The 20,783-nt window shown below is 57.3% G+C and carries 16 protein-coding genes; 2 read left to right on the forward strand and 14 right to left on the reverse strand.

What is annotated here, in order from left to right; all coding sequences use genetic code 11:
• The 9 genes from C7534_RS21320 to C7534_RS21360 all read right to left on the reverse strand — a co-directional run bounded on the left by C7534_RS21320 (position 1) and on the right by C7534_RS21360 (position 10,095).
• On the reverse strand, positions 1-1,350 hold the full coding sequence (locus tag C7534_RS21320; RefSeq protein WP_109786935.1) for an HlyD family type I secretion periplasmic adaptor subunit: 1,350 nt from the start codon (positions 1,348-1,350) through the stop codon (positions 1-3).
• Complete coding sequence (locus C7534_RS21325) at positions 1,347-3,122, reverse strand: type I secretion system permease/ATPase (RefSeq protein ID WP_109786936.1); 1,776 nt, start codon at positions 3,120-3,122, stop codon at positions 1,347-1,349. Before C7534_RS21325 ends, C7534_RS21320 begins: the two co-directional genes overlap by 4 nt.
• 212 nt (positions 3,123-3,334) lie before the next feature.
• A complete protein-coding gene (locus C7534_RS21330) occupies positions 3,335-3,757 on the reverse strand; it encodes an AprI/Inh family metalloprotease inhibitor (RefSeq protein ID WP_109786937.1) in 423 nt (140 codons plus the stop codon).
• A gap of 79 nt (positions 3,758-3,836) precedes the next feature.
• Positions 3,837-5,294, reverse strand: a complete 1,458-nt coding sequence (locus C7534_RS21335; protein WP_109786938.1) for a serralysin family metalloprotease — start codon at positions 5,292-5,294, stop codon at positions 3,837-3,839.
• Positions 5,295-5,770: 476 nt separating this feature from the next.
• Positions 5,771-6,229: an REP-associated tyrosine transposase gene (locus C7534_RS21340; RefSeq protein WP_109786939.1), complete on the reverse strand. Its 459-nt coding sequence runs from the start codon at positions 6,227-6,229 to the stop codon at positions 5,771-5,773.
• A 91-nt stretch (positions 6,230-6,320) separates the two neighbouring features.
• Positions 6,321-7,406 carry a polyamine ABC transporter substrate-binding protein gene (locus tag C7534_RS21345; protein WP_046033158.1) on the reverse strand — a complete coding sequence of 362 codons (1,086 nt, stop codon included), beginning with the start codon at positions 7,404-7,406 and terminating at the stop codon, positions 6,321-6,323.
• 47 nt (positions 7,407-7,453) lie between these two features.
• The gene (locus C7534_RS21350; protein ID WP_046033157.1) at positions 7,454-7,795 is read right to left on the reverse strand and encodes a cupin domain-containing protein; all 342 of its coding nucleotides are present in this window, start codon (positions 7,793-7,795) and stop codon (positions 7,454-7,456) included.
• 30 nt (positions 7,796-7,825) lie between these two features.
• The gene (locus C7534_RS21355; protein WP_109786940.1) at positions 7,826-9,229 is read right to left on the reverse strand and encodes an NAD(P)/FAD-dependent oxidoreductase; all 1,404 of its coding nucleotides are present in this window, start codon (positions 9,227-9,229) and stop codon (positions 7,826-7,828) included.
• A 50-nt stretch (positions 9,230-9,279) separates the two neighbouring features.
• Positions 9,280-10,095 carry a helix-turn-helix domain-containing protein gene (locus C7534_RS21360; protein ID WP_109786941.1) on the reverse strand — a complete coding sequence of 272 codons (816 nt, stop codon included), beginning with the start codon at positions 10,093-10,095 and terminating at the stop codon, positions 9,280-9,282.
• A 254-nt stretch (positions 10,096-10,349) separates the two neighbouring features.
• Here C7534_RS21360 and C7534_RS21365 point away from each other — a divergent pair, with 254 nt between their 5' ends.
• On the forward strand, positions 10,350-10,625 hold the full coding sequence (locus C7534_RS21365; RefSeq protein ID WP_109786942.1) for a DUF1652 domain-containing protein: 276 nt from the start codon (positions 10,350-10,352) through the stop codon (positions 10,623-10,625).
• A 60-nt stretch (positions 10,626-10,685) separates the two neighbouring features.
• On the opposite strand, the gene C7534_RS21370 is transcribed toward C7534_RS21365, so the two are convergent.
• A complete protein-coding gene (locus tag C7534_RS21370) occupies positions 10,686-13,160 on the reverse strand; it encodes a UvrD-helicase domain-containing protein (RefSeq protein ID WP_109786943.1) in 2,475 nt (824 codons plus the stop codon).
• Positions 13,161-13,395: 235 nt separating this feature from the next.
• Here C7534_RS21370 and C7534_RS21375 point away from each other — a divergent pair, with 235 nt between their 5' ends.
• A complete protein-coding gene (locus C7534_RS21375) occupies positions 13,396-14,091 on the forward strand; it encodes a pirin family protein (RefSeq protein WP_046033190.1) in 696 nt (231 codons plus the stop codon).
• Between the two features lie 184 nt (positions 14,092-14,275).
• Here the strand turns inward: C7534_RS21375 and pgm are convergent, their stop codons facing one another.
• The 4 genes from pgm to C7534_RS21395 all read right to left on the reverse strand — a co-directional run bounded on the left by pgm (position 14,276) and on the right by C7534_RS21395 (position 20,523).
• Positions 14,276-15,919, reverse strand: coding sequence for a phosphoglucomutase (alpha-D-glucose-1,6-bisphosphate-dependent) (gene pgm, locus C7534_RS21380; RefSeq protein WP_109786944.1), 1,644 nt, complete (start codon positions 15,917-15,919; stop codon positions 14,276-14,278).
• Between the two features lie 111 nt (positions 15,920-16,030).
• A complete protein-coding gene (locus tag C7534_RS21385) occupies positions 16,031-17,431 on the reverse strand; it encodes an aminotransferase-like domain-containing protein (protein WP_109786945.1) in 1,401 nt (466 codons plus the stop codon).
• Between the two features lie 67 nt (positions 17,432-17,498).
• A complete protein-coding gene (locus tag C7534_RS21390) occupies positions 17,499-18,959 on the reverse strand; it encodes a hypothetical protein (protein ID WP_109786946.1) in 1,461 nt (486 codons plus the stop codon).
• A 541-nt stretch (positions 18,960-19,500) separates the two neighbouring features.
• Positions 19,501-20,523 (reverse strand): zinc-dependent alcohol dehydrogenase family protein, encoded by a 1,023-nt coding sequence (locus C7534_RS21395; protein WP_046033150.1) that lies wholly within the window; start codon positions 20,521-20,523, stop codon positions 19,501-19,503.
• Between the last annotated feature and the right edge of the window lie 260 nt (positions 20,524-20,783).

Here is a 20,783-nt window from a genome sequence, read left to right on the forward strand (position 1 = left end):
TTATTCCTCGGTCAACGCGGAACCTGCCCGGTCGAGCAGCGGTTTGAACAGATAGTTGAGGAGTGAACGTTCACCAGTCCGCACGAACATTTCCGCCGGCATGCCCGGCTTGATCACCAGCCCGTTGAGTTTTTCCATGGCCTGGTCGCTGACGCTGCTGCGCAACACGTAGTACGGCGCGCCGGTTTTCTCGTCGACCATTTGGTCGGCGGAAATCAGGCTGACCTCGCCGGGTACCCGTGGCGTGCGGCTTTGGTTGAAGGCGGTGAAGAGAATGTCCACCGGCAAATGGGTGCCAACCTTGTCGATCAGGTTGATCGGCAAGTGCCCTTCCACTTCCAGGCGGGTGCCCTGCGGCACGATTTCCAGCAAGATTTCACCCTGGCGCACCACGGCGCCCTCGGTATGCACCCCGAGGTTGACCGCGATGCCATCGGCGGTCGCGATGATCTCGCTGTGTTGCAGGTTGAACCCGGCAGAGGTCAGTTGCTCCTTGAGGGTCACACTCTTGAGTTGCGCGTCGGCCAGTTGGGTGCGGACTTCTTTCTGATACTCCTCGATGTGCTGTTGCAGCTTGAGTTTCGCTTCGAGGATGCCCTGCTCCACGCGACCGCTTTCGCCGGTGTTTTCGGCCAATTGTTGCTGCACCTGCGACAGCTGACGCTGGTATTCCAGTAGACGGTTACGCGGGATGTAGCCGTTGTCCGCCAGGGGCTGAAGGTTGCTCAGTTGTTGTTGCAACGAGTTGGCCTGGGCCGTCAGGTCGGTGCGGGCACGGCGCATGCCGGCCAACTGCGCGCTGGCGCCTTCCATGTTGGCACGCAACCCGCCCTGCTCGCGGAAATAGGCTTCGCGGCGGCTGCTGAACAATTGCCGCTGACCTTCGAGCACCAATGCCAATCGAGGATCGGCATCCTTGATCAGTTCCGCCGGGAAGTTCACTTGCTTGAGGTTGTCCCGTTCACTTTCCCAGCGCGCAACGCTGGCCCAGGCCATGCGGTATTGCGCCTGCAACGAATCGACATCGGCCGCGACCTGGGTCTGGTCGAGCTGGAACAGCGGCTGGCCCAGCTTCACCACTTGCCCCTCGCGCACCAGAATCCGGCTGACCACACCGGGACTCATCGATTGCACGGCTTTGCGCTTGCCAGACACCACAACGGTGCCCTGCACTGCAATGCCCTGATCAAGTGGGGCGAGGCTGGCCCAAGTGAAGAAACTGCCGGCACCGACGATGGCCAGCATCCAGCCCATGCGGGCAAAAAAACGCGCATCACGCTCGGGACGTTCAGTGAGGTAATCGTGTTCCATCGTCGCTTCGCTTTCGGTGTTCATGCGTGCGCTGCTCATACACCCGAATTCCTTGTCGTGGGCTGATACTGCCGGCTCATGCTGAGCCCGCCCGCTGCTTGCGGCGCGTTCTCACGTTGTTGATCCTGAGCACCGGAGAGCGCCTTGAGCACGTCCTGGCTTGGCCCAAATGCCTGCAATCGCCCCTCATTGAGCACCAGCAATTTGTCAGCCTGGGCCAATGCCGAAGAACGGTGAGTGACCAGAATCACACTGGTGCCCTGAGCTTTCATTTGCGCAATGGCGCCGGCCAGCGCGGCTTCACCCACGGTATCGAGGTTGGAATTGGGCTCGTCCAACACCACCAGGCTCGGCTTGCCGTACAACGCACGGGCCAGTGCCACACGTTGTTTCTGGCCACCGGACAAGCCGCCGCCGTCTTCACCCAGCACCGTGTCGTAGCCCTGCGGCATGCGCAGGATCAGTTCATGGACCCCCGCCTGCTGTGCAGCTTCGACGACCTTTTGTGGATCGGTTTCACGAAACCGGGCGATGTTTTCAGCAATGCTGCCGCTGAACAATTCGATGTCTTGCGGCAAATAACCGATATAGGGGCCCAGGTCATCGCGGTTCCAGCGATGAATGTCCGCGCCGTCCAGTCGAACCGTGCCACCAAGGGTTGGCCAGACGCCGACGAGCACTCGGGCCAATGTCGATTTGCCTGAGCCGGAGGCGCCGAGCACGCCCATCACCTCCCCGGCACCCAGGTTGAAGTTGACCATGTGCAGCGTTGCCGCACGTTGCCCAGGTGGGCCAGCGCTGACCTGCTCGAAAGTGATCTGCCCTTTTGGCGCGGGCAGCGTCATCGCCTCGTCCGTCGGTGGGAAGGCTTGCAGCAATGCATCAAGACGGCGGTAGGCGAGCTTGGCACCGCTCCACTGTTTCCATACGGCAATCAACTGATCGATGGGGCTCAGGACGCGGCCCATCAGAATCGAACCGGCAATCATCATCCCGGCCGTCATGTCGCCTTTGATGACCAGCAAGGCACCAAGGCCCAGAACCAGAGATTGCAGACACAGGCGCAAGGTCTTGCTCAGGGAACTGATGACGGCACCGATGTCGCTGGCCTGGTTCTGCAAGCTGAGAAAGCGCGAATGCACCTGGAACCAGCGTTTGCGCAACACGCCGAGCATGCCCATCGCCTGGATGGTTTCAGCGTTGTGCAGGTGACTCGTCGCCAATTGGCTGGATTTCTGGGAAAAACCGGCAGCCTCACCCAATGGCTTCTTGGTCATCATTTCGTTGAGGCAGGCAAGGCCAATCAGTACCAGCGCGCCTACAGTCGCGAACACACCGAGCCAGATATTGAACAGGTAGATCACGAACAGATAGACCGGAAACCAGGGTGCGTCGAAGAAGGCAAACAGCGCAGGACCGGTGACAAACTGACGAATGTGCGTCAGGTCCCCCAGGGACTGCCCGGCATTGCCCTCGCCTTTAAACAGGTTGCGCTCGAACGCAGCCTGATAAACCCGCAGGTTGAAACGTCGCTCCAGTTGGCTGCCAATGCGGATCACGATAAAGCTGCGAATGATCTCCAACAGCCCGATGAACGCAAAGAAACCGACGACCATCAGCGACAACATGGCCAAGGTCGTTTCGTTTTGCGAAGACAACACTCGGTCATAGACTTGCAGCATATAGATGGACGGGACCAGCATCAGCACATTGATCAATGCGGTAAAACAACCGACGCTGATCAAGATGCTTTTATAGTCGCCCAACGCCTTGAACAACGGTGGGGTGGCTGGGGCCTTAGCCATCTTCATTGATTTTTCCTGAGATGATATTCATCGCCCTGTTTTGGCGAGGTTTCAATTAACTGTTTGTTCGCAGTTCCAGACATTCTTTGTCAGTTAACGCTTACAAATTAACAACCCGTTTTCCATACTCGACAATGAGTCAGCGTATTGATCTGTCACTTATAACTTCAATGCCGGGGTTTATATTTAAATTTGCACCGGCCTGTCACTTTATTTGCTTAATCCGTGGGGCGCTTGAGCGTGATGATCAGACCTGACTTCAAATTACCTTGATAAAACCCATCATGCTGTCGGCTGAAAAAGAAAATTCTTGAGCCTTCTTTGCCGGTAATCGCGATACCGTCTGGCTCGGGGAACCAGCCGGTTGCTGGTTCTGTCAGCCAGGCACCGAGGCACTCGGCACCCTCGCCCAGCGTCTGGGTGGATTGAAGGTCAACAAGGCAAACATTCGATGGTTTGTCCTGCATTGCCAACGACTCGGACGAACCTTGTGTGGCGATCAAGGTGGCTTGCCATTGTCCGTCGAGTTCAGAGGGGTCCGCTAATTTCAGGCTGCTGGCCATGGTTGTATCTCCAGGAAACATCATCAGCGTCGCCAATAGCCACGCGGTCATTGTGCAGATCAAGGCGTTAGTGGACATCCGACGATTCACTCCCGCGTGCTTCGAGGCAAGGACAGAGCGCGGCCCATCAAGCACCGCGCTCCTTGTTAGCCCTGAATCAAGCCACGATGTCCGAGAACGCGGCCTGGCCTACGGTGCTGACCAGGAAATCAGCCACACCATGCCCGGAGAAGTCCACCGACAACAGGCTATTGGCGCCCGAGGTGGTCAATACGGCATCGCCGACCGCACCGGTGAACGCGCTCACGAAGTGCAGGCCTGCGCCTTTGGTAATGCCGGTCAGGTCGATCTTGTCCAGGCCGCTGACAAAGTCGAGGATCTGGTCGGCCACACCTGGCTTGGCGTCGCTGCTGGCAGCGAACACAAAAGTGTCCGAACCCGTACCGCCCCATAGCTTGTCAGCACCACCCGCGCCGAAGAGGATGTCGTTGCCGGCACCGCCCTTCAATTCGTTGGAGGCACCGTTACCGATCAACAGATCGCTGCCCGAACCGCCGATCGCATTCTCGATGACTGCACCCTTGGCAATGGAAACGTTGCCGACCAGGCCACCGACGTCGGAGAACGAAGCCTCATTGAGGTTGATCTTCTGGTTTTGGGTGAAACCCGAGAAGTCCAGGGTGTCCTTGCCGCCTGCATCCCACACCGAGAACACGACCTTGTCCGACGACGAAGACGCACTGAGGAAGTCGCGACCGGTGTTGGAGTTGAAGCCGTAGGTCGTGTCGCCGGTACGGGTGCTCGTATTGGCACCGTAGAGTTTCTGGATGGCGGCAATATCGTCCATCAGCGGGCCGGACGCATACGCTTCGACGCCGCCCTTGCTGAAGTTCTGGTCGGTATTGCTTTCGCTCCAGTAACTCATGACGCTGTAACCGCGGGTGTCTTGCCCGTAAGTGGCGTCATTGTAAGTCGGTGCGCCTTCGCCGGCGTTGTAGTCGCCAGGATGCGCCAGGCCCAAGGTGTGCCCGATCTCGTGGGTCAGCGTTTGACGGCCGTAATTGTTCAGGTCCGGCGTCTTGTTCGGCGTGTAGCTGCTGTTGGTCAGGTACCAGGACGTACCGTCATAACCAGCGCCCGTGCCCGGCAGATAGGCAAATGCCGCGGCGCCATCCTGGCCACCACTGTAGTTGCCGAAGGTCATATGACCGTCACCGCCCGTGGACTTCTCGGTGAAGGTCACGTTGGCCACATCGGCCCAGGATTGCATGGCAAGCACGGCCTGGGCTTTTTGTTGGCTGCTGAACTGACTGAAGCCGGTAATTCCGTGCTTGTTCATGGTGCTCGACGATGCCGAGGTCAGGAACGTGTAGGTCAGTTCGATTTTGCCGCTGCCGTCCTTATCCTGGTAGGCAGCTCCGTCGCGCAGTAACTGGGTGGCGGCCTGATCGACGGAGTAGGACGGTTTGCCATTGACCGTGAGACTGCCGCCTCGGTTATATTCATGGCTGAAACTGTCGATCTGGTTATACGCTGAACTGGGTGCAGCCAATGCTTGCGAGGATGCAGAGGCCTGTTCGGCATGATCAATAGCGCTGGTTTTTACATTCGACATAAACAAACTTCCTTGTTTAGCTATGGAACAGTTTTTGTCAGATAGCGACAATCCCTGGCGAGATCGTCCTATCACTCGCCCAATGAAGGCGAAAGAAAACTGACACAATTTGAAATCAAACGTCTAGTGTTTTTTTTGACGCCAAATTGTTCTGTTCCGGCATATGCCCGTAAACAATGCGTGCGCTGGCTAAAGATTGTTTTGCATCTGTGCGTTTGCGCAAATCGTCTGACAATTCGCTATTTAAATATTAAATATAAGTAAGTTGTTTTTTGTCGAAGGCGTCTCGATTTTCTGGACTTATTAATATAAGTGCCAGTGCGTTGATATCAGTTAAATTTGTGTTGGATTTGAGAATTTACGACTGCTGCGCAGCCGGACGCAGCCTTCGGCAGCTGCTACAAGGATTGTGGCGTACGTGAAACCTGTAGCAGCTGGCGCAGCCTGCGTCCGGCTGCGCAGCAGTCGTCAAAAACTCACAACCAACACGCATCCCAAAGCGGATAATCATGAACCCGTGTCACCAGTCCCGCTCGTATCGGGTTAGCCACGACATACCGAGCAAGCGCCTTCACATCTTCCTCTCGCCTCACAGCACGATCGTGATACCCCTTCTGCCACAGGCGCCCTCTGCGCCCTAATGCCTGATTAATGGCCAGGCTACTGCGTGACTTGATTCGACACATCAACTCAGCCAGAGATTTATCGCGCAGTTGCACCAGGCAATGCATATGATCCGGCATCACCACCCACGCCCAAAATTCCCCCCAGCCCTCTTCCTGTGCCAAACGCAATTGCTGGACAACCAACCTTCCCAAACGCCAATCAACAAAAAACGGCTGCCGCTGGTGAACGACAACCGTCAATAAGTAAATGCGCCCAGATTCGGAAAAACGCCCAATGCGCAAATGACCCGCTTTTGAATCGAATGGCATTCCATTGCCCCCTGATCAATTGAAAGGAGGCCTGGAATCTACCGTGTTGCCAACCGAGTCACTGCGGGCAATGACTACAAAACATGAACCCTCAACTCCCCGTCCGAATCTTGTTCCACACGCGCGTGCGAACCCGGTCAATGTTCAGCGGCATCGCCTCGAGTGCGAACAGCTTGCCCATCATCTCGGGGCTCGGATAAATCTTGGTGTCGTTCTTGATTGTCGGCTCGATCAGCTTGTCGGCCTGTTCGTTGCCGTTGGCGTAGTGCACGTAATTGCTGACATCGGCCATGACGTCCGGGCGCAGCAGGTAATTCATGAAGGCGTAGCCCGCTTTCTCGTCAGGCGCGTCGACGGGCATCGCGACCATGTCGAACCAGATGGCGGCGCCCTCCTTGGGAATGGAGTAGCCGATGTCGATGCCATTCTTGGCCTCCTTGGCGCGATTCTCCGCTTGCAGGATGTCGCCGGAGAAACCGACGGCCACGCAGATGTCACCGTTGGCGAGGTCGCTGGTGTACTTGGACGAATGGAAATAGCTGACATACGGCCGAACTTTCAGCAGCAGTGCTTCGGCCTTTTTATAGTCTTCCGGATTTTTACTGTGGGGTGGCAACCCCAGGTAATTCAGCGCCGCAGGCAACAGTTCCGGGCCGTTGTCGAGGATGGCGACGCCGCACTTTTGCAGCTTTTTCATGTTCTCGGGTTTGAAGATCAGGTCCCAGGAATCGACCGGCGCGTTGTCGCCCAGCGCAGCCTTGACCTTGGCGATGTTGTAGCCGATACCCGTGCTGCCCCATAGGTACGGGAAACCGTGCTCGTTACCCGGATCGTTGGTTTGCAAGGCCTTGAGTAGCACCGGATTGAGGTTCTGCCAGTTTGGCAACTGGCTCTTGTCGAGCTTCTTCAGCGCTCCCCCCTCAATCTGCCGCGCCATGAAGTGGTTGGACGGAAACACCACGTCATACCCGGATTTACCGGTCATCAGTTTACCGTCGAGGGTTTCGTTGCTGTCATAGACGTCATAGGTGAAGGCGATGCCGGTCTCTTTCTGGAAATTTTTTGTGGTGTCCGGGGCGATGTAGTCCGACCAGTTGTAGATTTTAACCGTCTCGGCCGCCTGGCTGAGGGTTGCGACGAGTGCAAGTGGCGCCAGTGTCAGTGTCTTTCGGATCATGAGTCGATTCCTGTAGGGGCTTTTGTTATTGGCAGGCAATCAGAAGATCAAAAAATCAAAACGTAGGTCTTGCGCACGGTTTCCTGGATATCCCAGATACCGAGACTGTTGGCTGGCAACATCAATGCATCGCCAGCTTCTATGTGCAGGGTTTCACCGTCGTCCGGGGTGAAAGTGCAGCGCCCCTGGATGAAGTGACAGAACTCCTGGGCAACGATTTGTCGGCGCCAGCGTCCGGGCGTGCATTCCCAGACCCCGGTTTCGACGCCGTCGTCGCGTTCGACGCTGGTGGTCGAGGCCACCGCCACGGGGGTCCCCAGTGGCACAGCGACCGGATTGGATTCTTCCAGCTGCAAGGTGGCGGTGTTCTTGAACTGCGTAATGCTCATGGGCGTACCTGTCGAGGGAGAAAGCGCTGTTTACTGCATGAAGCCTTCCATGAACCCCGCGACCCCGCTGGCCAGCTTGCGGCGCCAGGGTGCGGTAGCCGGGTTGGCCAGGGTCTGGTCTTCGTGGACAAAGCTGCGGATGATCGCGTTGTAACCGAGCCAGCGGCAGGGTTCCGGCTCCCAGGCCTTGAGTGTGTCGAGCCCACCCGGCATGACCCAAGGCTGGTGTACCAACTCCGTATCGCGCTCAAGAATCAGATCAGCAAGGGTACGTCCGCCCAGGTTGCTGGCACCGACACCCTCCCCGCCATAACCACCGGACAAGGCAATGCCACTGGCGTGATCACACAACATGTGCGGTTTGAAGCGCCGCGACATGCCAAGGTTGCCGCCCCAGGCGTGGGTAATCCGTGTGTTCTTCATCTGAGGGAAGAGCTCGCCGAACAGATAGCGCCGTAGCTCCACTTCGTGGGTTGTCAGGTCAAAGTCGTGGCGTAATTTGCCGGCGAATTGGTACCCGCCCCTCGCACCAAATACCAAGCGGTTGTCGGCAGTACGCTGGCCATAGGTCACCTGGCGGCTGCTCTCGCTGAACGCCTGGCCTTGATTCAGACCGATTTCGTCCCAGACCGCAGCCGACAGCGGCTCCGTGGCAACGATCAGGCTTTGCACCGGCAGTTGATACCGACCCAGCGGCGGCAAGGTGGTTGCGTAGCCTTCTACTGCCGGGACAATCCAGCGGCTGCGAACCTGTGCCTTGGCCGTGTGCAAACTCCCCGACTGCCACTGCGTGACCGGGCTGTTTTCATAGATCTTTACCCCCATGTTTTCCACCGTCCGAGCCAAACCTCGCACCAACTTTGCCGGATGGAGGGTCGCGACGTGCGGTGCATAGATACCGCCATAGGGCTTCGCAATTCTGATCTGTTGCGCCAGTTGCTCGGGACTGAGCCAGCGGTAATCACTTTCGGTCAGGCCCTGGCGGTAAAGGTCGTCCAGATAGCGGCGCAGGCTGACTTCCTGCTCGGGGTAGCGTGCGGCGCAGTAAAGCACCCCACCTTTGCGGTAATCGCAGGCGATGCCCTCACGCTCAAGGACGACTTCCACTTCATCAGGAATGGCGTGCAGCAGATCGAATGACGCGCGGCGTTGTTCCGGGGACAAATCGGCGAGCAAGCGGTCCTCACCCAGGATATTGCCCATCAACCAGCCGCCATTACGGCCCGAGGCGCCAAAACCGGCGGTTTGTGCTTCGACAATAGCGATGTCCAGGCCCGGTGCCAGACGCTTGAGGTAATACGCCGTCCAGAGCCCGGTATAGCCGGCGCCGATGATTGCGACGTCGACGTCCAGGTCGTGCTCCAGCGCCGGACGAGCCAGTAACGGCTCGTCGAGCTGATCCATCCATAAACTGATAGTGCGCCACGCCGACATGCAAGACTCCGCCACTCAAACTTCGATGGCGTCGATCCTAGTGCGTGGGCTCAGGGACTGTCTTGCGCGCGTGCACGCAAAGAAATTTGTTTTGCATAGGCCTTGGGGGACAGACCGGTGTGCTGGCGAAAACAGTTGTAGAACGCCGACAGCGAATTGAAACCCGCGGCAAACGCCAGCTCGTCGATACGCAATGGCGGCGTGGCAGCGTCCAGTGCGCTGAGCAGATGTTGCAAGCGCGCCTGGTTAACGTAGCGATAGAAGCTCTGGCCCAGCACCTGATTCAGCAAGTAGGAAATCTGGTTGCGACTGTAGCCACACTCCTTCGCTACCCGTTGCAGGTCGAGCTCGGGGTCCAGGTAAGGTTGCTGACGCTGGAAATACTGCTGCAAGTCATCGGCCATGAAACTCAATTGTCTCGGCGACAACCCCAGACGACTGACGGCCGGGCGCAGCGCCTTGCTCGCCTTGTTGTCTGCCTGCTCGTGGACCAGCGTGGCGTATTCGTTGACCCGCCAAATCAAGCCATCACGTACCGTGATTGCCTCGCTGGTGTGGAAGGACACCAGCCCCTCACCGCCACGCAAGGTCATCCGGTACTGAATAAACGCGGTGTTGCCGTCGAGGCGAATCCGGTCCGAATGTTCCAGCGCTTCGCCCGGGTTGCGAGGCATGCTGACGCGCACGTACTCACGCAGTTCATCGAGCCCCATCACGCGATTCTGGAAAAAGTCGTGGTACTGGATCTCGGGGTGATAAAGCGCCATCACGCCATCCAGATCGCGGTGCTTCCAGCACAAGTGGTAGCGCATGACCGTCTCGCCCGTGACCCGGGTCTGCTGCGGCCCATCATCATCGGTGTGCATAAAAAACCCAGGGCGAAAACGCCGAGCTTGCCCAAGTTCGGCGAAGGCTTCAATGGCTGCAAAAATGCCCTGCGAAAACCCAGCGTGACACCCTTACAAAAAAATCGACGAACCGCTCAATGGAACCGAAAAAAATCACATCGTTTTCACATACCGGTGCTACTTTTAAATGCAGTCACCGGTTGAGCCATTGAAGGCTCTACCCCTCCTAAACTGAGCTAAAGGAAGCGCTCGATGAAGAAGGCGGGCAACATATGAATAAAGGGTCTTTCAGCAAAGTCACGTTTCCAAACGCCTGCCAGCTGATGCGCTGGCATTTTCATCCCATGGGATTCGAGGCGAGCATGGACGCGCCGGGCAGCATGATTGCGCGGCTGTTTGATCGCGCCAGTGGCGAGACCATGATCGCCATTGCCGGTATTCCTTGCGCAACCGTCATGAACGCTACGGATGTCGAGCGAATCATTGAAGCTGTCGAGGATGAACTTGAGGCGTTCATCCCACCTGTGGCCCTCAGAAGCTATGCCTGATGGCTGAACACTCAATAAAAAGCCCACGCGATGTGGGCTTTTTATTGGGTGAGATTCAGGTCACGCTGACTTCTGACCAACACGATGATCGGCAAAAAACGCTTTGCCGCTGCCGATTCGGTCGGACGCCTTGGGCATGTTCACCGCGGATGAGTCCTGCCCCTCCACATACCAGTAGCAATGACTCACTGCCCGGGTGATGCCAACGTACGCCAGTCGCAGGATTTCGTCCTTTTGCGCGCTGTCGTACGGCTCACTGTCGCCTGCCTTGCCAAGGCCCGCCATCTGGTAAACCTGGTTCTTGTACGGTGACTGGGTCAAATGCTGACAATCGCCCAGCAAAAATACTGCGTCAGCCTGCAAGCCTTTGGCGCTGTGATAGGTGAGCTGTTTGAGTCGGCGCTCGTCATAAGGCAAGCTAGAATCAACATTAATAACCGACTGAATATGTTGTTCTATCAATAACTTATCGCTACTTTTTCGATACAACATCAAGATTGAATCACCCTGCCGGTAGTGTTCCATCAGGCGCTGTGCCATGCCCTGATCGTCTCGATCCAGAACGTTTACCGGCAACAACGCTTTGGGCTCGCCACAAGCCTTGGCTTTCTTGCCTGCGATAGCCGGCGCCGCACGGACGATATGCTCGGCAGCGTCGATGATGTATTGATGGCTGCGATAGTTGTCGCCGAGCATGACTTTGGTAGTGCCGGGTGACGGGAATTCTTTGTTGAACTCCATGAAGTACGTCGGCGAACTGCCGCGCCAGCCGTAAATGGACTGCCAGTCATCGCCGACGCACAGCAAGGATGAACGCTGCGCCCCCCGGCCAATGTGCATCGCCGGACCGCGACTGCGAATTTCCACCAGGCTTGCGCGAATCCAGGAGACGATTTGTGGCGATACGTCCTGAAATTCGTCAATCATCAGGTGTGACAGTGGCCGCAGCAGCTCGTCACTGAGCAGTTTCAGGTTTTCTGGAGAGTGCTCACTGAACAGCGCGAACATTCGGTTGTAGGTCATCACCGGGGGCTTTTGATCGAGCAGGTGATCTTCCAGCGCCCGCCAGAACAGACTCAACGCCTCGAAGAAGAACCGGTCGGGGTCATCCTTGGCGAAACTCATCTGACCAACTGCGCCCGGAACATCCAGGCCGAGGTTTTCTATGAACCCGGCCGCCGCGACAAAACAATCCAGCAAGGGGGCTGACGCCAGCTCTCCTTTTACCTTGTAATCAAAGCCCGGCCCCGCACTGGCATCGCCTGCCAACGAGGTCAAAATGCGCTTTGATGACTCGTAACTATCAAGCCATATCAATGGCTTACGACAGAAAGCTTGAAACAGGGTGCGCTTAACCGCCCATTCTGCACGGACCGTTAGCTTGGCATTCGGACGGCAGACCTGCGGGTTTTCCCGGGGATCGAACCCCAGCACGACCCACGCATCCAGACTCGGGATGTAACCGTGGCAATGGAACGTCGAGCCATTGATATCGAAAGTCTGGCGTTTCGGCTCAATGCCCTTGATGGGCCAGGCGCCAGCGCGAAACCACAGGTCTTCAATGGCATCACATAACTCTTCATCGCGCTTGGCGGCCAATTCGGTCACGGCCACGCGTTTTTGTACATCCGGGTGGTCGCGCTCCAGCTCCTTGAGTTGCAAGGCGTGACGGGACAACGGCTTGATTAACTCGCGAAAGCGTTCGTCACGGGTATGCAACTGGTGATAACAGGCGTTGAGCCGCTGTCGCTGGGCATCATTGATACGCAAGTCGAACGGATTACTGTCGACCTCCTCGTCGCCGTTTTGCGCGCGATCACTGAGGTTTTCGAACGCTTGCAAACGCTCGAATCCCGGCAGGCTGCGTACCATCGGCAGGATACGAGAGTGGAAAGTGCGCACCAGATTGCGCGCCTCTTTGAGGCTCAGCGCACGGTCCCACAACGCAAACAGTTCGATCAGCTTGTTAATGAAGTCTTTACGTGACTCGCGAGTGAACGTCACTACGGTCATCGAATCCAGCTCGAAACCCAGGTAGTGAGTCAGCAGCAGGATGCGCAGCACCAGCGTGGTCGATTTGCCTCCGCCCGCCCCGGCAATCACTGACGTTGACGGCGTATCGCTGAAAATCATCTTCCACTGGGCAGCGCTCGGCTGGGCATGCGATGGCATCAGACTGGCCACATCAGCCCTCATGCGCCTCTTCAGTTCAGCGCTCAATGGCAGTCGCCAATCGTCAAACAGATTGTCATCGACGTTGGGTGGCCGATGTTCGGTTGAACGCGAGTCGCGGATCAGCAACACCTGCCGGCCTTCTTCCAAACCTTCGACCCGGCCTTCTTTGTAGCCGTAGTCGAACCCCGCGCTGTGACCGCTGCGAAAACCGTCGGCCTGCCCATGCAACCAGGAGGCGCGGTGTTGGGCGCGCAGGCGGGTCAAGCCATGACCGAAGAATCGGGCGGCCAGGCGTTTGAGCAGCGGCATCTCGGTCAAGGGACGAAGTTCGGGAGGAAGATCGGGGGTGTGTTGCGGCACGCGGGCTGACTCCAGGGTGTGAGGCTGTTGAGGGCTATGGTGTCTGCATTTGCTGTTCAGTTCTAGTGAAATGCTTACAGGTCATTGGCTTATGCGATGAAGTGAAGGCTGGATGAGAACGTTTTGAGGTTATTTTGCATCAACTAATTCGATGGTAATGAGGCATTTTTTACGCTTTTTATCGATGAGTGCCTGATAGATGATGCTCGCCATTAACCCCTTTCAGGAAACGATCATGCTCGAACTCAGATCCTTTAGCTCTTTGGGTGGCGCCCATCACGGCTGGTTGGATGCCCATCATCACTTTTCGTTCGCTGAGTACTATGACCCCAAGCGCATGAACTGGGGCAACCTGCGGGTGTGGAACGATGACGTGATCGCCCCTGGCACCGGGTTTCCACAACACCCGCATCGGGACATGGAAATCATTACCTATGTTCGTGAAGGCGCGATTACTCACCAGGACAACCTTGGCAACAAGGGCCGCACCGAAGCAGGTGATGTTCAGGTGATGAGCGCCGGCACCGGGATCGCACACAGCGAATACAACCTGGAGGCGACACCGACCAAGATTTTCCAGATCTGGATTATCCCGAACGAGTCCGGTCTTGCACCGTCCTGGGGCGCCAAGCCGTTCCCGAAAGGTGAGCGTGAAGGCTTCGTGACTCTGGCCAGCGGCAAATCCGGTGACGATCAAAGTTTGCGAATCCGTGCCGATGCGCGGCTGGTGGCGGCCAACCTGAAGGCCGGTGAATCGGCTGAATATCGCCTGGACAGCGGTCGTCGCGCTTACCTGGTGCCAGCCACCGGTGTCATTGAAGTCAACGGCTTGCGTGCACAAGCTCGAGACGGTGTTGCCGTGGCCGATGAGCAGGTGTTGCGAGTGACAGCGATCGAGGACAGTGAAATCGTCCTGGTCGACCTGGCTTGATCGAGTAAAAAACGCCGGATAAAAAAGGGGCGACCCTATGGTCGCCCCTTTTTTTGGATTTTTGGTGACTGTACCGACGCCATCGCAGGCAAGCCCGACTCCCACAGTGTCGGGGGTCAAACACAAAATCTGTGTTCACCACTGAACCTGTAGGAGCCGGGCTTGCCCTCGATAGGGTCTTCAATCACTTCGCAGCGGCGCCATCCACCAGTGTTTGTGCTTCTGCCACCAATTGCTTGAGGTGGTCATCACTCACAAAGCTTTCGGCGTAGATCTTGTAGATGTCTTCCGTGCCCGATGGGCGCGCCGCGAACCAGCCGTTTTCAGTCATGACCTTCAGGCCGCCGATGGCCTGATCATTACCCGGCGCATGGCTGAGGATGCTTTGGATGGCTTCGCCCGCCAGCTCGGTCGAGGTGACCTGATCCGGCGACAGCTTGCTCAGCAAGGCTTTCTGCTCAGGGTTGGCCTTGGCATCCACGCGTACCGAGAACGGCTCGCCGAGTTCGTCGGTCAATGCACGATAGGCCTGACTCGGGTCGCGGCCGGTGCGAGCAGTCATTTCTGCTGCCAGCAGTGCCGGGATCAAGCCATCCTTGTCGGTGCACCAGACACCGCCATCCTTGCGCAGGAACGAGGCGCCAGCACTTTCTTCGCCGCCGAAACCCAGCGAACCGTCGAACAGACCGTCAGCAAACCATTTGAAGCCGACGGGCACTTCGTACAATCGACGCCCCAGGCGCTTGGCAACGCGATCAATCAAGCCGCTGCTGACCACGGTCTTGCCCACGGCTGCATCGGCGCGCCACTGCGGGCGGTTCTGAAACAGGTAGTCGATCGATACCGCCAGGTAATTGTTCGGTGCAAGCAAACCACCGGACGGCGTAACGATGCCATGACGGTCATGATCCGGGTCGCAGGCAAACGCGACATCAAAGCGCTCTTTGAGGCCGATCAGGCCTTGCATCGCGTGGCTGGACGATGGGTCCATGCGGATCTGGCCGTCCCAATCGACGGTCATGAACCGGAACGTCGGATCAACCTGTTTGTTGACCACGTCGAGGTCCAGACGGTAGTGCTCGGCAATAGCCGACCAGTAGCGCACCCCTGCTCCGCCCAACGGATCAACGCCCAGACGCAGCTTGGCATCACGGATGGCGTCGAAGTCGATCACGTTGATCAGATCGGCAACGTAGGTATTGAGGTAATCGTGACGGTGAGTCGTGCTGGCTTTCAGGGCCTGCTCATAGCTGATGCGCTTGACGCCAGCGAGCCTGGCGGCCAGCAGTTCGTTGGCCTTGGCCTCGATCCACTTGGTGATATGGGTATCGGCCGGACCACCGTTGGTGGGGTTGTACTTGTAGCCACCGCTTTGCGGCGGGTTGTGGGACGGCGTGATGACGATACCGTCCGCCAGCCCCGACGTGCGACCACGGTTGTAGCAGAGAATGGCATGGGAAATGGCCGGGGTCGGCGTGTATTCATCGCCTTCGGCGATCATCACGGTGACGCCGTTCGCCGCCAACACTTCCAGGGCGCTGGCACCCGCCGGCGTGGACAGTGCGTGGGTGTCGATCCCGACGAACAACGGGCCGTCGATGCCCTGGGCTTCGCGATACAGGCAGATCGCCTGGCTGATAGCCAGAACGTGCCACTCGTTGAAACTCAGGTCGAACGAGCTGCCTCGGTGCCCGGACGTGCCAAATGCTACACGCTGGGTTGAGATGGCGGCGTCAGGCTGGCCGGTGTAATAGGCCGTTACCAGTCGCGGGATATCGACCAACAATTCTGCCGGTGCCGGTTTGCCCGCAAAAGGACTGAGTGTCATGCAAAACCTCTGAAATAGAGTGGTTCAGGAATTGGATCGCAGTTTACTGGCAGTTTGACCGCAACGCGATGTTATCGATCCAGGAAGATCGAGGATGTTTTATAACCTCGTTCAATCGACCGCCTCCAGACGCAAGGCATCCCCCAGCAAGCCCAGTGCAACGCCAAGATCATGCTCACCGCCAAAGGTATGGCTCAATCGTAAATGTTGCGCATGCAGCCCGCGCAAACTGAACAATTCCCCCGGCGCCACCACCACTTGTTGCTTGAGCAGGCGGTGGAACACGCCGCGCACATCGACCCGACGCAACGAACGAACCCAGACCGTCGCTCCGCCCTTGGGGTCGACATAGTGCAACGCATCCGCCAGGCGCTCCTCAAGCAACTGGGTCATTTGCACTTTGCGCTCCTTGAGCAGTCGTCGCAGCACCAACAAGTGCTGGTCGATCCGCCCATTGTTGTACAGGCGCGCGATGGCTTTCTGGCGGATCGGCGACAAGCGGAACGAGCGCAGCAGAAAGTGCCGCTGCAGTTCACTGCGCAGTTGCCGCGAAAGCAGATAACCATAAGGCGCTTCTGGCCCGATGACTTTCTCGAACGTGGAAAATACGATCAATCTGTCCGGGTCCAGTAAATCGCGAAACCGTGGACGGCCGGGTTCATATTCAAGTTCGCCGTAACAGTCATTCTCCAACACCCAACTACCGTGCCGCTCCAGCAACTGTGCGGTTTTCTGTCTGTTGCTGTCGCAGGCCACACTGCCACGCGGCATGTTCAGGCCGGACGACAGCATCACAAGTCTCACCGGCTCGGACTCCAGCAACAACTGCAGATGGTCGTGATCAAGCCCACCATCGGCTTGCAATGCCACCTCGACAACGTTTACATCGCAGGCGTCAAACAAGCGCAAGATCGACCAGTCGCAGGGCGACTCCACCACGACCGTTGCGTCCTTGAGACAAAGCACCGCGATCAATATTTCCAGTACGCCCCGCAGATCGGCGCCGATGTAGACATCGTCGGCGTGCCAACAACGCGCTGGCGAGGAGGTATAGCGTGCCGCCAGCGCCGCGCGCAGTTCCCGTTCGCCGCAAGGTTGAACACTCGATTGCGGCTGGCGCGGATACTGGCGCAACAGCTCTCGCTCCAGCAGCAACAGTGGGCTGTCCAACGGCTGCAACAGCGCAGGTTCATCGGTACTCAACACCAGCATTCCCGGGCGCCTGGCATTGACATAAACCGTCTCCAGCAGGTCATTGCCGCTGCACGGCGGCCGGATGAAGGACACGGGCAATGCGTAGTAACCGGATTTGGCGACCGAATAGACTCGCCCCTCCTTTTCCAGCAGCGAGTAAGCGTACTGAATGGTGGAAATCGATACGCTCAGGCGTTCCGCCAACTGTCGTAACGAAGGAAGCCGCACGCGCGTATCGCTGGCCGGCTCGCTGATGAGGTGGGTCAGGTAGCGGTACACCGCCTGATAAGCGAAATCGGTTTCTCGGGGTCCTTTCATGAGCAATGACCGAACACGCTGAACACGGCCCAAAGCCGCTGAGCGGACGTTACCAAGCCGGGCACCTTCAACGTCCCGCTGACCGTTCGCTCGTCACAACGTCAATCTCCCTTGTATCTGCGCTCTGCCCCACGTCCGCAGGTTCGCCGCTGACCACCGGCCCCATGCGATAAAGCGTACCGATCAGGCTGACGGGTAACCCGCTGACGTCGACCATCCATTGCAAAACCTGCTCGGGTGCAGGCATGCCCTGCATGGCCCGATGCAGGTCCGGCAATGCCACGAGCATGCCGGGATGACACTGGCGCAGAAAGTATTCAAGCGATGCGCCATGCTCGACAAAAGGAGCGAACAGCAAACACACCAACTGAGCTTCATTCAGACCCAAAGTCCTTTGAGCCTCTATCGCCGCCAATTCCCGCTGATCGGACAGGATTGCCGGGGCACAAAACGCCTGTAATGCCTGTTCACACGCATGCTCAGGAAGGTGCTTGCGGCGCATCATCACCAATACCCGCTGCACATAGTCGGCAACACCGGCCTCATACGCGCGACCCTGCACGAAGCAGGCTTGCAGCCCCCGCAGGTGTGCGGCAATCGAAAGGCTGACGAATTCGTAATCGCTCAATTGAGTCGTCAGCCCGTCAGGTTGAAACTTCAGGAACTCGGTGAGCAGCGGCCAGCGCTCTTCCAGGTTGCTGACCAACATGTCGTGAATATCGATGTAGGTCGCACGGCGACACGCCTCAAAACCTTCTGCGGGGCGCCACGCGGCTTGTTCGTGATCTGGATAAAACTCGCGATAGCAATCGCTGCCCAGTTCATCGAGTCGAGCAAAGAGCTGCTCATAGCTGGTTTCCGGTTGATCTGGGGCCTTGAAACCGGCCTTCGCCGCAGCACGGTTCAACCCCTCCAGTAACTGCTTTTGCTGACGAGGCGAATCGCTGCTGACCAAGGCATCGACACCGCGATCCCAGCGGGCTATCTGCCCGTAGAACTCGCCGGTTGCCAGGTAGGCGTCATCCCAAAGGTCGAGGGGGCCGTTCCAGGTTCGACGGTGACCCACCATCAAAAGATTGAGGCGATTTGACTCCCGTCCGGCTTCGGAGATTGCCACCGCATGATTGAACGGCAGGACCTCGCGGTTATCGACCATCAACACTTCAACGCGAGGATCATCGTAAAGAAACAATGCGCTACAACTGCGATGGATGTTTTCAAGGGCCGCCGACACCACCCCGTTCGATCGCGAGGTCGCCACCCGCAGCTGGAATGTCGCCGGCGCCCGGCCGGCAATACTCAATTGTGCGGCGCGCAGCAGAGCAAGGGTGTAGCAATTGTCTCGGGTGCCGGACTGGATCGTCAGCACCTTGTATTCGCCGATACGTTCCATGCCACCGGCTGCGACCACGATGCGCTGAATCATCAGTTGCAAAGCCGTACGTTCAGCCCGTGAGAAAAAACTCAGCAATCGTTGCAGTACTTGCTGATAAACATAGTTCATTGCCTGATCATGGGTATTGGTCATCTTCGTTTACCTGTTACTCATAGAGTCGATGTCACACAAACAACGTCATGCATGATGCAATCGGTCACCTGTCATGATTAGAGTGCTGGAGTTGATATGAAATATTAACACTTGGTTTTTAGTCATTATTTGAAATGATTAGGCGCAACCAATGATGCGCCGTGCCGCCGAGAGCCTTCAGCCCATGCAGGGCGGGCCTCTGGCGAGGGCACGAGACATCCTAGGAAATATCCGACAACTTCCCACAGACAGGTAGTACGACAAATAAAGAAAGAAGTTACCCTGCTCACTTCCTCAACTTTTCGAAAACACACTAATTGTTGAGCGTGTATTACGGAGCCCCTATAAACAGCCATAGCTCATTCCTTGAGATGAAAGTAATCATTCAATTATCAAGGCTTATATGATGATTAGAAGATACAGATTGAGGGCAAAAACCAGTTCAGTTGCTGAACGGCCCCGTCATGGATTGACAGGACGCCTCGTGCTTTCGACAAGGGAATGAAAAAGTCCGTGCAAGCACGGACTTTTTAACGGGGAGTTACACAGGCTCGACCTGGAGGGCCACCCGCTCGCGGCACGGGCATTCGTCCATGTAGCGATGTGCTTCGACAAACTCGGAAAACGGAAAGACCCGAGTCTTGAGCGGCAGCAGCACGCGGTCCGCGGTCAACTGGTTGATGTCACGCAAGGCACGTTGCAGCGCGACCTGGTCCTGGATGATGCCCAGTTCCGGCTTGCCGGTGAAATTGCCGATACAGTGCACAAAGAACTGAATGTTCTTCTGGAACGCTGCACAGGCCGGGAACGGCGTCTGGTTGCCCCCTTGCAGGCCATACAACACCAGGCTTCCACGCGGTGCGAGCACATCACCGAGCAGCGACATCTGCGGACCGCCCAAACCATCGAACACCACATCCACACCGCGGTTGTCCGTGATTTTGTTGATCCGCATGAGCAGATCTTCTTCTTCGGTGACGATCACTTTCTCGGCACCGAGCGACAACAGGTACTCACGTTCATCCGCCGTTTTGGTGGCAGCAATCACGCGTACACCCAAGGCCTTGCCAAGCTGGACGAACGAAGGTCCGGCACAATGGCTGGCGTCGGTCACCAGGACGAATTGCCCGGGCTTGACGCGTGACAGATCGACGTAAGCAAAGTAAGCAATCAGCAACGGCGTGTAATGCACGGCCGCTTCGATCGGGTTCAGCACATCGGGATAGCGGGTCAGCGCCGAGCGAGGCAGAACAATTTGCTCGCCGTACACCGGATAATCGTTCGGGCTTTGCGACGGGAAGCTGGCGACCTTGTCACCCACTGCCAGGTCATCCACGCCCTCGCCGAGCGCCGTAACGACGCCGGACATTTCCTGGCCCAGGCCCGAAGGCAGACGAGCGTGGGACGAGGCCAGATTCTGGCGCCAAAGCGTGTCATACCAGCTGATGCCAATCGCCTCGACGCGCACCTGCACTTCGCCCGGAGCAGGAAGCACTGCCGCATGCTCTTCGCATTTGAGCACCTCGGCTGGACCAAACTTGTGAAAACGGATCGTGCGGGACATCGCAAACCTCGTCAAAGTAACCTCTAATGCCATGAACTCTATCCGGGCTTTCTACCCAAGACTATCAGTGGCTATTAATAGTCGACATGCCTGTCATTGATTCCGCAGCACCGGCGACATTGTCAAATGTCGTGAAAATCGAAGCGGCCTTTCGGGAAAAACTGAATTACACGGTGCAGAGTAGCAGCCTTTCCCCGTAAGATTCATGCCGGCCATTGTTCTCATATGGCCGCTCTCGTCAAGCTTGATGACTCTGCCAG

It is taken from the genome of Pseudomonas sp. OV226 (genome assembly GCF_003148705.1).
GTDB lineage: Bacteria > Pseudomonadota > Gammaproteobacteria > Pseudomonadales > Pseudomonadaceae > Aquipseudomonas.